This is a genomic window from Pseudomonas sp. MG-9 (assembly GCF_018729515.1).
Lineage (GTDB): Bacteria > Pseudomonadota > Gammaproteobacteria > Pseudomonadales > Pseudomonadaceae > Aquipseudomonas > Aquipseudomonas serboccidentalis.
In genome coordinates, this window is the sequence record NZ_JAHHZH010000004.1 from 636,386 (window position 1) to 650,609 (window position 14,224).

The window sequence follows — 14,224 nt, forward strand, 5'->3', positions numbered from 1 at the left end:
GCAGGCTCACTCCTACAGGGTTTAACCAGCGGTGGATCAGGTCCCGGCAATCAACTGTCGAGCCGCCTGGCTGTGATCAGCGATCAGCCCCTTCAGATCCAGCCCTTCGACCTGGCCGTCAACGACGCGCCACTTGCCACCAATCATCACCCGATCCGCGCGATCCGCACCGCACAACAACAGCGCCGAAATCGGATCATGGCTACCGGAGAAGCGCAGCTCATCGAGCTTGAACAACGCCAGATCCGCCTGCTTGCCCACCGCCAGTTCACCAATGTCGGTGCGCCCCAACAGGCTCGCCGAACCTTTGGTTGCCCAGCCCAACACGCGTTCCGGGGTGATCTTTTCTGCGCCATAACGCAGACGCTGGATGTACAGCGCCTGCCGTGCTTCGAGGATCATGTTCGACGCGTCGTTGGAGGCCGAACCGTCCACACCCAGACCAAACAACGCGCCGGCATCGGTCAGCTCGATGCTCGGGCAGATACCGGAAGCCAGGCGCATGTTCGAGCTCGGGCAATGACAGATACCCGTGCCGGCCTGGCCGAGGCGGGCGATTTCGTCCGGGTTGAAGTGGATGCCGTGGGCCAGCCAGGTGCGCGGGCCGAGCCAGCCGACGCTGTCCAGATAATCCACAGTGCGCAGGCCGAAACGCTGCAGGCAGAAATCTTCTTCGTCGAGGGTTTCCGCCAGGTGTGTATGCAGGCGAACGTCGAGCTGGTTCGCCAGTTCGGCGCTGGCCGACATGATTTCCGGGGTCACCGAGAACGGCGAGCACGGCGCCAGGGCGATCTGGATTTGCGCACCGTCGCCGCGCTCGTGGTACTCGTGAATCAGGCGCTGACTGTCGTCGAGAATCACCTGGCCTTCCTGCACGGTCTGCTGCGGTGGCAGGCCGCCGTCCTTCTCGCCGAGGCTCATCGAGCCGCGAGTGAGCATGGCGCGCATGCCCAGTTCGCGTACGGTTTCGACTTGCACGTCGATGGCGTTTTCCAGACCGTCCGGGAACAGATAGTGATGGTCGGCAGCGGTGGTGCAGCCCGAGAGCAGCAGTTCAGCCAGCGCGACTTTGCTGGCGAGGGCGAGTTTTTCCGGGGTCAGCCGCGCCCACACTGGGTACAGGGTTTTCAACCACGGGAACAACGGCTGATTGACCACCGGCGCCCAGGCGCGAGTCAGGGTTTGATAAAAGTGATGGTGGGTGTTGATCAGGCCCGGCAGGATCACATGCTCGCGGGCATCGAACACTTCGTTGCACGGCGCGGACGGTTGTTGACCGGCTGCCAGCACTTCGACGATGACGCCGTCTTGCAGCACCAGACCGCCACGGGCATCGAGCGCGTTGGCCGTGAAAATGGCGAGGGGATTTTTTAACCAGGTACGGGTCGCGGGCATTTTGCCGGCTCCTCTGAAAGTGGGGTTCAGGGTTGCCAGCTCAGTGTTGCCCTGTCTGCTGATCCAGGGTCGCCGCTTGGGCGAGGCGCGCAGTTTCAAACAAATCGCCGGATCGGGCAAGCCCAACCCGACCGCCAACGCATCACCCCCTGTAGGAGCTGCCGAAGGCTCCTACAGGTATCTGGGGATTTCAGAGGTCTCGTGTGCTTACCAGGGAATGGTTTCACCCTTGTAGTTGATGAAGTGATGCCCGCCCTTGCCGGTATACGCATTCACCTGATCAATCAGCCCACGCGTGCTGGTGTCGACATCGAGGTCGGCACCTTCGCCGCCCATGTCGGTCTTCACCCAACCCGGGTGCAGCGACAGCACGGTGAGTTTCTGCTCGCCCAATTGCGTGACGAAGCTGTTGGTCATCGAGTTCAGCGCGGCTTTGCTCGCCTTGTACAGCGCCAGCTCCGGTGCGTCGGGTACGGTGACGCTGCCCAGACCGGAACTCATGAACGCCAGCACGCCGCTGCCATCGCGGATCTGCCCGACAAAACGTTGTGCCAGATTGATCGGCGCTACGGCGTTGGTGAAGAACAGCTGGCCGACTTCGGCCAGTGTCGCGCCACCGGGTGTCTGGACTTCCGGGCCTTTGACCCCGGCGTTAACGAACAACAGGTCGAAGGTTTCGCCCTTGAGTTGCTGACTCAGGGCGATTACCGCCTGCTGGTCATCCATGTCGAGTTTCTCGATGCGCACACTGCCCAGCGCTTGCAGCGCCTCAGCCTTCTGCGGATTGCGCACGGTGGCGGTCACCTGCCAGCCATCGGCCAGCAGGGTTTTCACCAGCCCGAGGCCCAAGCCACGGGAGGCGCCGATGATCAGTGCGTTTTTTGCCTGGGACATGAGGGATTCCTTGAAAGTTACGGTTCACGGATTCAATGGACACGCCTGACCGAGCCGTTGTTGCAACGCTCGTCGCAACACATCGAGCCGGGTCTCTAAAGAGGTATTGACCTTGGAGCATACTCCAGGCTTTACCGTGGTTGCTCCTCAAATTTTGGAGCATGGATGATGTGGACTTCGACGCAGTATCGCAATGTGGTGCGCGGCAGTGCCTGGTATGACCTGATCGTTACAGCGGCGTTTGCCACGCCGTGGAGTTTCGCCGCGTTGCATGGTTTTTTGACGTCGCTGGAATTGCCCGGTGAACTGCCGGCGTTCGCGCCTGCGCACATGCTGATGGCGAACCTGTTGGGTTCGGTGGTTTGTGTGTGGGCGGTGCTGCGCATTCGTGATCCGCAGGCGCTTTATGGGCGCTATGACGCGGTGGCGCGGTTTCTGTTTGCGGCCTGGCAGGCGTATGCCTTGGCCCATGGCGCCAGTTCACTGTTGGTGGTTTTTCTGGTCTTCGAGTTGGCGTGGGGCATCGCTCAGACGCTACCCATTTGTGGCGAGGGAGCTTGCTCTCGCTCGGCTGCGTAGCAGTCGTAAATCCTGAGTGCGAGGTCTTCCAGGCTCAATGTTGAGGGCCACTTCGCGCCCCAGCGGGAGCGAGCTCCCTCGCCACAGGTTTTGTGTCTGCCTAATGCCCTGCCTGCCACGGCTGCCCCAACGAAACCGGTGCATACAACCGAGTTCGAACGGCATCGCGCGACAACAACACCAACACCACAATCGTCGCCACATACGGCAGCATCGCAAGCAGACTTGACGCAATCGCCAGCCCCAAGCCCTGCGCCACCAGGTGCAGGATGCTGGCGAGGCCAAACAGATAGGCTCCGAGCAACAAACGCCACACCCGCCAACTGGCAAACACCACCAACGCCAAGGCGATCCAGCCACGTCCGGCGGTCATGTTCTCGGCCCACATCGGCGTGTACGCCAGCGACAGATACGCCCCGGCCAACCCGGCCATCGCCCCGCCGAACAACACCGCGAGGGTACGCACGGTCAGCACCGGCAAGCCCATCGCGCTGGCCGCATCCGGGTTCTCGCCGACCGCCTGAATGATCAGCCCGACACGACTTTTGATGATCACCCACGCCACCAGGGCAAACAGCGCGAACGACAGATACACCAGCAGATCCTGAGCAAACAGCATGCGCCCGATCAGCGGAATCTCACTCAAGTAAGGAATCGCCATCGGCTCGAATCCGGCCAGCGGCTTGCCGACCCACGCGGCGCCGACAAAGGTTGAAAGCCCCACACCAAAAATCGTCAGTGCCAGTCCGGTCGCGACCTGATTGGCATTGAACACCAGCGCCACCAAAGCGAACAGTGACGACAGCAGCATCCCCGCGAGCATCGCCAGCACCACGCCGAGCCACAGGTTGCCGGTATTGAGCGCGACGATGAAACCGATCACCGCGCCGAACAGCATCATCCCTTCCTGGCCGAGGTTGAGCACGCCGCTCTTCTCGCAGATCAGCTCCCCCAGCGCAACCAACAGCAGCGGCGTGCCGCAACGCACCATGGCGTAGAAAATATTGCTCAACAGATCGATATCCATCACAGCGCTCCGGCGGTTACGGCAGTGGTCGACGTGCGCCGTGCCCAGCGCAGTTTCAGGCGTGGCCGATAGAGAATCAGCACGTCACAGGCGAGCAGGAAAAACAGCATCATTCCCTGAAACAGTTGGGTGATCGCTTGCGGCAAATTGAGGGTCATCTGCGCACTTTCGCCACCGATGTACAGCAGCGCCATCAGCAGGCTGGAAAACAGAATGCCGAGCGGATTGAGCCGCCCGAGAAACGCCACCGTGATCGCTGCGTAGCCGTAGCCCGGCGACACTTGCGGCACCAACTGGCCGATCGGTCCGGTCACTTCGCAGACCCCGGCCAGCCCGGCCAAACCACCACTGATCAGTAGCGCGAGCCAGATCAGACGCTTCTCGCGAAAGCCGACGAACCCCGCCGCGCGCTTGTCCAGCCCCAGCACTTTGATCTGGAAACCGACGAAGCTTTTCTGCAGCAACACCCACACCGCGACCAGCGCGAGCAGGGCGAAATACGCCCCGGCGTGCACCCGCCCATCCTCCATCAGCAACGGCAAGCGACTGGCGTCACCGAACATCGCCGACTCGGGAAAGTTGTAGCCGGCCGGATCCTTCAGTGGCCCGTGTACGCAGAACAGCAACAGGTTCAGCGCGATGTAATTGAGCATGATGCTGGTGAGGATTTCGTTGGCGTTGAAGCGCGTGCGCAACCACGCCGTCAGCCCGGCCCATGCGGCGCCGGCGAGGGTGCCGGTGAGCAGAATCAGCACCAGCGCCCAACGGCTTTGCATATCGATGATGTTCACCGCCAACGCACTGCCGGCGAGTGCACCGAGCAGCAGTTGACCTTCGGCGCCGATGTTCCAGATTCGTGCTTGATATGCCACGGCCAGGCCGAGTGCGCAGAGCAGAATCGGCAGCGCCTTGACCAGTAATTCGGAGACGCCATACAAATCGCTGATCGGTGCAATCAACAGCGTGTGCAAGGTTTGCAGCGGATCATGGCCGAGGGCGATGAACAGCAGCGAGCCGCAGCCCAGTGTCAGCAGCGCCGCCAGCAGGGGCGAGCACCACAGCATCAGGCGCGATTGCTGACCACGGGGTTCGAGGGAAAGCAGCATGTGGGGAAACTCCGTCAGAGCGTGGCCGATGAAGGCGCGTCGTTGAATTGCCCGGCCATCCAGCCGCCGACATCGCTCAGCAAGGTGTCGGTGGTGTTTTGCAGGGGCGACAGGCGTCCGGCGCACAAGGCACCGAGGCGGTCGCTGATCTGGAACAGTTCGTCGAGGTCTTCGGAAATCACCAGAATCGCCGCGCCGGCATCACGCAAGGCGATCAGCGCCCGATGAATGGTGGCCGCCGCGCCAACGTCGACGCCCCAGGTCGGGTGCGCCGCGACCAGCAGTTTCGGTTGCTGGAGGATTTCCCGGCCGAGGATGAATTTCTGCAGGTTGCCGCCGGAGAGACTGCGTGCGGCGCTCTGGCTATCCGGGGTTTTGACCCCGAAGCGCAGAATGATCTGTTGGGCGAGGGCGTCGACTTTGCCGCGCTCGATCAATCCGTGGCTCACCAGCCCTTGTTGAAAAGCGGTGAGCAGGGCGTTGTCGGCCAGGCTCAATTCCGGCACCGCGCCGTGGCCCAGACGCTCGGCCGGAACAAACGCCAGTCCGAGTTTGCGTCGCGCATCCGGACGCAGATCAGCGACCGCTTGATCAGCAAAACGAATCGTTGAGGCGCTGTCGCGGGGCAGCGGTTGTTCGCCACTGAGCAGGGCGAGCAATTCGTCCTGGCCATTGCCCGCGACCCCGGCGATGCCGACGATCTCCCCGCTGCGCACTTGCAGGTTGATCTCGGCCAGCGAGCAGCCGAACGGATCGGGGTTATGCCAACTCAAGCCGTTGACCTGCAAAAACGCCGCGCCACCCTTGACCTTCGGGTACTCGCCAATCAAGGCCGCCGCTTCGCCGACCATCAGCTGCGCCAATTGTTGGTCCGAGCACTCGGCCGGCACGCAATGCCCGGCCACCCGTCCGCCGCGCAGGACCGTGGCGCTGTGGCACAACGCACGCACCTCACCGAGTTTGTGGCTGATGAACAGAATGCTGCAGCCCTCGGCCGCCAGACGACGCAGGGTGGTGAACAACTCGTCGGCCTCCTGCGGGGTGAGCACCGATGTCGGTTCGTCGAGAATCAGCAGGCGGATGTCCTGCATCAGGCAGCGGATGATCTCCACCCGTTGCCGTTCGCCGATCGACAGGCTGTGGACAAGTCGCTCCGGCTCCAGCGCCATACCGTAGCGGCGCGACACTTCACGAATTTTCGGCTCCAGTTGTTTCGGCGTGCCGGCCTTGGCGCCCATCGCCAAGGCAATGTTCTGCGCCACGCTGAGGGTTTCGAACAGCGAAAAGTGCTGGAACACCATGCCGATCCCCAACTGCCGGGCCTGCGCCGGGTTGCGAATATTCACCCGCTGGCCCTGCCAGAGCATCTCGCCCATATCGGCCTGGGTGACGCCGTAGATGATCTTCATCAGCGTACTTTTCCCCGCGCCGTTCTCGCCGAGCAGGGCGTGGATTTCCCCAGGGGCGATGCTCAGGTCGATGGCGTCATTGGCCAGACAACCGGGGTAGCGTTTGCTGATGTGGCGCAGTTGCAGGCGCGAGGTAGGATCGGTGGTCGTAGAAGGGGTGTGCATGACAGGCTCGTCTGGCTTGGCGTTGTGCCTGTGGATAAAGCAATTTCCTGGCCATTGAGTCAGGAACGCCCGCAACCGCTGTTGCTACGCGCCGGCAATAGAGCCCCCTGCTAAAAAACGCCAGGCGGGTGGGCACCAATTCGGAGCAAAGCTGTTGATCCGGCTCCACTTTTGCACTGTGACAAACTGGTTAAAAAACGAGCAACCGCTGCGAAGCTATGCAGAACCTGCGACTGCGCCAGCCATGAACGGGTTATCCACAGGTTGTTCCACAGTATTTGTGCGCAAGCCGCCTGGCCGGGCATAAGCGCTGCGATGCTTTCTTCTAATGGTGATAAATGTAGCTAACCGATTGTTTCTGTATGGAATTTTCGTTTCGTCGAGAGAATTGAACGAAAAATGAACAATCCGCGCAAAGCCACGTGACAGAAGGGTTACAGCGGAATGTGCTCAGGTTATCCACAGTCGGGTGCACAGCAGGTGTGGGCAACTCTGGGGAATAAGGGGAAACGGGGATGCCCTAAAAGATCGCAGCCTTCGGCAGCTCCTACAGGTCGGCGTATTCCAATGCAGGCGCTGCGGCACGCTGCGATCTTTTGATCTCGCTTTTAACGTTGAAGCAGAATCCGCCCCCGGCTCACATCCGCCAGTTGCGTCTGCAGCAAATCAATCTGCGCCTCACCCACCGCCAACTGCAATTCGACGCCGTTGGCGGTGAAGTTTTCTTCCACCACCAAACCACCCAGATCCGCCACCCGCAGCTTCACCAGCGGTAACTCGGCAAAGCCGCAGGCACAGCGCAGCGGCACGCGGCTGATCAGCTCGATTTTTTCCGCGTTTTGCAGGCACTTGTTCGCGCCGCCGCCATAGGCTCGGGCCAAACCACCGGTACCCAGTTGAATACCGCCATACCAACGGATCACCAGCACCGCGACCTGATCGCAATCCTGCGCTTCGATCGCCGCCAGAATCGGTCGCCCGGCGGTGCCACCGGGTTCGCCATCGTCGTTGCTGCGGTACTGGTTACCGAGCTTCCACGCCCAGCAGTTGTGCGAGGCGTTCAAATCACTGTGCTGTTCGAAAAACGCCTGCGCCTCGGCAGGGCTGCCGATCGGCGTGGCGAAGGTGATAAAGCGGCTCTTGCGAATCTCTTCGCGGTACTCGCAAAAACCGCTGAGGGTGAAAGGCATAAAACGTCTTATACAGAAGGAGTGAGGCCGCAGCCTTTGAGGATGATCCGGATCAGGTTATTGCCGGCGTCTTCCATGTCTTGCTTGGTCAACTTGCTGCGCCCGCTGACCCGGCAGATTTGCGTGGCGAAGTCGGCGTAATGCTGGGTGCTGCCCCACAGCAGGAAAATCAGGTGCACCGGATCCACCGGGTCCATCTTGCCCGCGTCGATCCAGGCCTGGAACACTGCCGCGCGCCCCTGGAACCAGGCGCGGTAATCCTGATTGAAATATTCGCTCAGGCATTCGCCACCGCTGATCACCTCCATGGCGAAAATCCGCGAGGCCTGTGGCTGGCGGCGGGAGAACTCCATCTTGGCGCGGATGTAGCGGGTCAGCGCCTCGGCCGGATCGTCCTCGGCGGTCAGGGTGTTAAAGGTGCTGTCCCACAGTTCGATAATGTTGCTCAGCACCGCCACGTACAACCCAAGCTTGTTGGTGAAGTAGTAATGCAGGTTCGCCTTGGGCAACCCGGCATTCTGGGCGATGGTGTTCATGCTGGTGCCTTTGTAACCGTGACGGGCGAACTCGTCTTCGGCGGCTTTGAGGATGGTCTCTTCGTTCTTCTGACGAATGCGGCTGGCGGGTTTGCCGCCGTGAGCGGGAACTTCAAAGGTCATAGGCACTTCCGGTTTGTCTGTGGGCGCAACCAGTTGCGTTGATAACGCACCCACAGGCATCCGACAAGTCCTGATGCAATAAAACCGTTACGCCTGTTCGATCTTGTTCAACGATGCGACGGACGCGACGGCCGGGGCTTTCGCCTCCGGCAGCAACAGGCAGAGGAGGATCGCGGTCAGCCCGCCGCTGGTGATCGCCGAGTCGAACAGGTTCTGCACCAGTTTCGGCATCAGGTGCAGAAGGTTCGGTTGCGCGGCAATGCCCAGGCCGACCCCGAGCGAGGTGGCGATGATCAACATGCTGCGCCGGTCCAGCGGCGACTGCGCGAGAATCCGCACCCCGGCCGCCGCGACGCTGCCGAACATCACCAGCGTGGCGCCGCCGAGTACCGGTTTCGGGATTTGCTGCAGCACCGCGCCGATCATGGGAAACAGGCCGAGACAAAACAGGATTGCGCCGATGTACAGCCCGACGTAGCGGCTGGCGACACCGGTCAACTGGATCACGCCGTTGTTCTGCGCAAACGTGGTGTTGGGGAAGGCGCTGAAGGTGGCGGCGATCATGCAGCTCACGCCGTCGCCCAGTACGCCGCCGCGCAAGCGGCTTATATAAGAAGGGCCGCTGATGGGCTGGCGGGCGAGCATGCAATTGGCCGTGAGGTCACCGACGGTTTCGATGGTGCTGATCAGATAAATCAGCGCGACGGGCAGGAAAGCCGTCCAGTCGAAGCTGAAACCGAACTTGAATGGTGCAGGAAGACTGACCAGCGGCAGGTCAGGCAATGCCTGTGGAACCAGTTTCCCACTGAACCACGCGGCCAGGCTGCCAAGCAGCAGTCCGATAATGATTGCCGACAGCCGCACCCATGGCGTGTTCGAGCGGTTGAGCAGGATGATCGTCAGCAACACGAACACCCCCAGCGCCAGATTGCCCGGCGCACCGAAGTCCGGCGCATTGAAGCCGCCGCCCAGATCGGTGATGCCGACCTTGATCAGGCTGATGCCGATCAGGGTAATGACGATCCCGGTCACCAACGGCGTAACGACTCTGCGCAACTGGCCAATGAAGCGGCTGAGGACGATCTGCACCACGGCGCCGAAAAAGCACACGCCGAAGATCATCGCCAGAATGTCCTCGGGGCTGCCACCGCGCTGCTTGACCAGAAACCCGGCGGACAGCACGGCACCAAGAAAAGCAAAACTGGTGCCCTGCAAACAGATCATCCCGGCGCCGATACCGAACGGGCGGCGCGCCTGAATAAAAGTGCCGACCCCGGACACCATCAGCGCCATGCTGATCAGGTACGGCAGGTGCGCGGTCAGGCCGAGGGCCGAGCCGATCACCAGCGGCGGGGTGATGATGCCGACGAAGCTGGCGAGCACGTGCTGCAGGGCGGCGAGGATCGCGGCGGGAGGTTTGGGGCGGTCGTCGAGGCCGTAGATCAGTTCGCTGGACGGTTCAGAATCTGGCTGCATGGATTAAGGCTTCTTGTTGAAGGATCGGGGTTGATCCTGCTTTGCAAAAAGCTGTCCACTTGCTCAACTTTATCGGCTGAAGACCCGCAAACGTAGGAGCTACCGAAGGCTGCGATCTTTTGATCTTGTTTTCAACGCGTCGCCGCCAGACTCTCTAAAAAGCTTTCCAGCACCAAATGAGGGCGCCGCCCCTTACGCGTGACCGATGCCAGACTCAAATCGTAAAACCGCGTTCCTGCTTTTAAAGCACGCAACCGCCCCTGTTGCACCCAAAGACTGGCGTAGTGGTCCGGCAGATAACCGATGTAGCGCCCGGTCAGAATCAGAAACGCCATGCCCTCACGGTCAGACGCACTGGCGGTGCAATTGAGCGCCTGGTAATGCGCCTGAATCTCCGCCGGCAAACGAAACGTCGGGGCAATCGCGTCCTGACTATTAAGACGCTCATCATCCAGTTGCTTGTCATCGACATAAAACAGCGGATGACCCACCGCGCAATAAAGCAGCGAGCGTTCGCTGTATAACGGCTGATATTCCAGCCCCGACAAGGCACTGGCCTGCGGCACTACACCGACATGCAGGCGGCCGTCGAGCACGCCTTGTTCGACTTCATTGGGCGCAATCATGCGGATCTGGATCTGCACGTCCGGGCCACGCTCCTTCAATTGGGCGAGGGCGTGAGTGATGCGCATGTGCGGCAGGGTGACGAGGTTATCGGTCAGGCCGATGATCAACTCGCCGCGCAGGTGCTGGTGCAGGCCGTTGACCTCGGTGCGGAAACTTTCCAGCGCACTTAACAGTTGCAGCGCCGACTGATAAACCTCGCGACCTTCTTCAGTCAGGGAGAACCCGGCGCGACCGCGTTGGCACAAGCGCAGGCCGAGGCGCTGTTCGAGATCGCTCATCTGCTGGCTGATCGCCGAGCGGCCAATGCCGAGCACGGTTTCCGCCGCCGAGAAGCCGCCGCATTCCACCACGCTGCGAAAAATCCGCAGCAGGCGGATATCAAAGTCACTGACCTGGGCCAGCGGATCGGGGCGACGGCTGCTCATGTTTTTATTCTCAATGTTTAGCAGGGTTCTAACTGAAGGTTAGAAAAGTTGGATTTCACCGACTTTATCGCCGTGGCAATTTAGCTGCAACAACGCTTTCTATCTCCCTGATGCTTATGCCCTGCGAGGTTTTGCCCGATGAACTTGCCTGAAAACGCGCCGTCGCCACTGGCCAGCCAACTGAAGCTGGACGCGCACTGGATGCCGTACACCGCCAACCGTAACTTCCAGCGCGATCCGCGTCTGATCGTCGGTGCCGAAGGCAGCTGGCTGTTCGATGACAAGGGGCGCAAGATCTACGACTCGCTGTCCGGTCTGTGGACCTGCGGCGCCGGGCACACCCGCAAGGAAATCCAGGAAGCGGTCGCCAAGCAATTGGGCACCCTCGATTACTCGCCGGGCTTCCAGTACGGCCACCCGTTGTCGTTCCAGTTGGCGGAAAAAATCACTGATCTGACCCCCGGCAACCTGAACCACGTGTTCTTCACCGACTCCGGCTCCGAGTGTGCCGACACCGCGGTGAAAATGGTCCGTGCCTACTGGCGTCTGAAAGGTCAGTCGACCAAAACCAAAATGATCGGCCGTGCCCGTGGTTACCACGGCGTGAACATCGCCGGTACCAGCCTCGGCGGCGTCAATGGCAACCGCAAGCTGTTCGGTCAGGCGATGATGGACGTCGATCACCTGCCACACACGCTGCTGGCCAGCAACGCCTTCTCCCGTGGCATGCCGGAGCAGGGCGGTATCGCCCTGGCCGATGAGTTGCTGAAGTTGATTGAGCTGCACGACGCGTCGAACATCGCGGCGGTATTCGTTGAACCAATGGCCGGTTCCGCTGGCGTACTGGTTCCGCCACAGGGTTATCTGAAACGTCTGCGCGAGATCTGCGATCAGCACAACATCCTGCTGGTGTTCGACGAAGTGATCACCGGTTTCGGCCGCACCGGTTCGATGTTCGGCGCCGAGAGCTTCGGCGTGACCCCGGACCTGATGTGCATCGCCAAGCAAGTGACCAACGGCGCGATCCCGATGGGCGCGGTGATTGCCAGCTCCGAGATCTACCAGACCTTCATGAATCAGCCGACCCCGGAATACGCTGTCGAATTCCCGCACGGCTACACCTACTCGGCACACCCGGTGGCGTGCGCCGCAGGTCTGGCGGCACTCGACCTGTTGCAAAAGGAAAACCTGGTACAGAGCGTGGCCGACGTCGCGCCGCATTTCGAAAATGCGCTGCACGGTCTGAAAGGTTCGAAAAACGTCATCGACATCCGTAACTACGGTCTGGCCGGTGCGATCCAGATCGCGGCCCGTGACGGCGACGCCATCGTGCGCCCATTCGAAGCCGGTATGGCCCTGTGGAAAGCCGGGTTCTACGTGCGCTTCGGCGGCGACACCCTGCAGTTCGGCCCAACCTTCAACAGCAAACCGCAAGACCTCGATCGTCTGTTCGACGCGGTTGGCGAAGTGCTGAACAAGCTCGACTGATTTTCCTTCTATATATACCTAAAAAACAGGCGTCTCTCGCGGGCGGCTGTGGACAAGAATTCAGGAGTTACTCGATGAGCGTTATCCCGCATTTGATCAATGGCGAACTGGTGACCGAGAACGGTCGCGCGGTTGATGTGTTCAACCCGTCCACCGGTCAGGCGATCCACAAGCTGCCACTGGCCACCCGCGAAACCATCCAGCACGCGATCGATGCCGCCAAGGCTGCCTTCCCGGCCTGGCGCAACACGCCACCGGCCAAACGCGCCCAAGTGATGTTCCGCTTCAAGCAACTGCTGGAGCAGAACGAAGCGCGTATCTCGCAATTGATCAGCGAAGAGCACGGCAAAACGCTGGAGGACGCCGCCGGTGAGCTGAAACGCGGTATCGAGAACGTCGAGTTTGCCTGCGCCGCCCCGGAAATCCTCAAGGGCGAATACAGCCGTAACGTCGGCCCGAACATCGACGCCTGGTCGGACTTCCAGCCGCTGGGCGTAGTGGCCGGTATCACTCCGTTCAATTTCCCGGCGATGGTGCCACTGTGGATGTACCCACTGGCGATCGTTTGCGGCAACTGCTTCATCCTCAAACCGTCCGAGCGTGACCCAAGCTCGACGCTGTTGATCGCTCAACTGCTGCTGGAAGCCGGCCTGCCGAAAGGCGTGCTGAGCGTGGTGCATGGCGACAAGACCGCGGTAGATGCGCTGATCGAGGCGCCGGAAGTCAAAGCGCTGAGCTTTGTCGGCTCGACGCCGATTGCCGAGTACATCTACGCCGAAGGCACCAAGCGCGGCAAACGTGTTCAGGCACTGGGCGGGGCGAAGAACCACGCAGTACTGATGCCGGATGCGGACCTGGACAACGCGGTCAGCGCACTGATGGGCGCGGCCTACGGTTCCTGCGGCGAACGTTGCATGGCGATCTCGGTCGCGGTGTGCGTTGGCGACCAGGTGGCAGATGCGCTGGTGGCGAAACTGGTTCCGCAGATCAAGGCGCTGAAAATCGGTGCCGGCACTTCGTGCGGTCTGGACATGGGGCCGCTGGTCACTGGTCAGGCACGTGACAAGGTCAGCGGTTATGTCGATGACGGCGTGGCGGCGGGCGCGACCCTGGTGGTCGACGGTCGTGGCTTGAGCATTCCAGGCCATGAAGACGGCTTCTTCCTCGGTGGCTGCCTGTTCGACAATGTCACTCCTGAGATGCGCATCTATAAGGAAGAGATCTTCGGACCGGTGTTGTGCGTGGTTCGGGTCAACAGCCTGGAAGAGGCGATGAAGCTGATCAACGATCACGAATACGGCAACGGCACCTGCATCTTCACTCGTGACGGTGAAGCGGCGCGCCTGTTCTGCGACGAGATCGAAGTCGGCATGGTCGGTGTCAACGTGCCGCTGCCGGTACCGGTGGCTTACCACAGTTTCGGCGGCTGGAAGCGTTCGCTGTTCGGCGACCTGCATGCCTATGGCCCGGATGGTGTGCGCTTCTATACCCGTCGCAAAGCCATTACTCAGCGCTGGCCGCAGCGTGCGAGCCATGAAGCTTCGCAATTCGCGTTCCCTAGCTTATAAGGAGAAGGGCATGACGAAGGCCGACCTCTAGAGGTCGGCCTTCGTGTTTTCGGGCTTTTTTGGCCGATATGACAGAAATGTGAAAATAGCGGTTGACGGCAGATTCTGGAGGTCTATAATTCGCCCCACTTCCGGCGCAGTCGAAACGGAAAACTCCTTGAGATTCAATGAGTTATACGATTTTCGACAGTGACTTGCTTCAGTTCATCGAGGCCT

At 60.9% G+C, this 14,224-nt stretch carries 12 protein-coding genes; 3 read left to right on the top strand and 9 right to left on the bottom strand.

The window, feature by feature from the left end; genetic code table 11:
- Nucleotides 1–36: 36 nt before the first annotated feature.
- Together KKQ10_RS13710 and KKQ10_RS13715 are read right to left on the bottom strand one after the other, a co-directional pair.
- The gene (locus tag KKQ10_RS13710; RefSeq protein ID WP_215501396.1) at nt 37–1,395 is read right to left on the bottom strand and encodes an 8-oxoguanine deaminase; all 1,359 of its coding nucleotides are present in this window, start codon (nt 1,393–1,395) and stop codon (nt 37–39) included.
- 207 nt (nt 1,396–1,602) lie between these two features.
- A complete protein-coding gene (locus tag KKQ10_RS13715; protein WP_215501397.1) occupies nt 1,603–2,289 on the bottom strand; it encodes an SDR family oxidoreductase in 687 nt (228 codons plus the stop codon).
- Nucleotides 2,290–2,457: 168 nt separating this feature from the next.
- Here KKQ10_RS13715 and KKQ10_RS13720 point away from each other — a divergent pair, with 168 nt between their 5' ends.
- Nucleotides 2,458–2,868 (top strand): hypothetical protein, encoded by a 411-nt coding sequence (locus KKQ10_RS13720; protein ID WP_215501412.1) that lies wholly within the window; start codon nt 2,458–2,460, stop codon nt 2,866–2,868.
- Nucleotides 2,869–2,968: 100 nt separating this feature from the next.
- Here the strand turns inward: KKQ10_RS13720 and KKQ10_RS13725 are convergent, their stop codons facing one another.
- From KKQ10_RS13725 to KKQ10_RS13755, 7 genes are all read right to left on the bottom strand, one after another.
- Nucleotides 2,969–3,895 carry an ABC transporter permease gene (locus KKQ10_RS13725; RefSeq protein WP_127652656.1) on the bottom strand — a complete coding sequence of 309 codons (927 nt, stop codon included), beginning with the start codon at nt 3,893–3,895 and terminating at the stop codon, nt 2,969–2,971.
- Nucleotides 3,895–5,001, bottom strand: coding sequence for an ABC transporter permease (locus KKQ10_RS13730; RefSeq protein ID WP_215501398.1), 1,107 nt, complete (start codon nt 4,999–5,001; stop codon nt 3,895–3,897). The genes KKQ10_RS13725 and KKQ10_RS13730 overlap by 1 nt, the downstream gene beginning before the upstream one ends.
- 14 nt (nt 5,002–5,015) lie before the next feature.
- A complete protein-coding gene (locus tag KKQ10_RS13735; RefSeq protein WP_215501399.1) occupies nt 5,016–6,575 on the bottom strand; it encodes an ABC transporter ATP-binding protein in 1,560 nt (519 codons plus the stop codon).
- A 608-nt stretch (nt 6,576–7,183) separates the two neighbouring features.
- Entirely contained in the window at nt 7,184–7,765 is a 582-nt protein-coding gene (locus KKQ10_RS13740) for an IMPACT family protein (protein ID WP_215501400.1), read from the bottom strand.
- Between the two features lie 8 nt (nt 7,766–7,773).
- Complete coding sequence (locus KKQ10_RS13745; RefSeq protein ID WP_127652652.1) at nt 7,774–8,424, bottom strand: TetR/AcrR family transcriptional regulator; 651 nt, start codon at nt 8,422–8,424, stop codon at nt 7,774–7,776.
- 87 nt (nt 8,425–8,511) lie between these two features.
- Nucleotides 8,512–9,900 carry a uracil-xanthine permease family protein gene (locus tag KKQ10_RS13750; protein ID WP_215501401.1) on the bottom strand — a complete coding sequence of 463 codons (1,389 nt, stop codon included), beginning with the start codon at nt 9,898–9,900 and terminating at the stop codon, nt 8,512–8,514.
- Nucleotides 9,901–10,031: 131 nt separating this feature from the next.
- Nucleotides 10,032–10,952: a LysR family transcriptional regulator gene (locus tag KKQ10_RS13755; protein ID WP_102901587.1), complete on the bottom strand. Its 921-nt coding sequence runs from the start codon at nt 10,950–10,952 to the stop codon at nt 10,032–10,034.
- A 138-nt stretch (nt 10,953–11,090) separates the two neighbouring features.
- On the opposite strand from KKQ10_RS13755, the gene aptA reads away from it, so the two are divergent.
- A complete protein-coding gene (gene aptA, locus KKQ10_RS13760; protein WP_215501402.1) occupies nt 11,091–12,440 on the top strand; it encodes an omega-aminotransferase AptA in 1,350 nt (449 codons plus the stop codon).
- Between the two features lie 74 nt (nt 12,441–12,514).
- On the top strand, nt 12,515–14,008 hold the full coding sequence (locus tag KKQ10_RS13765) for a CoA-acylating methylmalonate-semialdehyde dehydrogenase (RefSeq protein WP_102357029.1): 1,494 nt from the start codon (nt 12,515–12,517) through the stop codon (nt 14,006–14,008).
- Nucleotides 14,009–14,224: the final 216 nt, after the last annotated feature.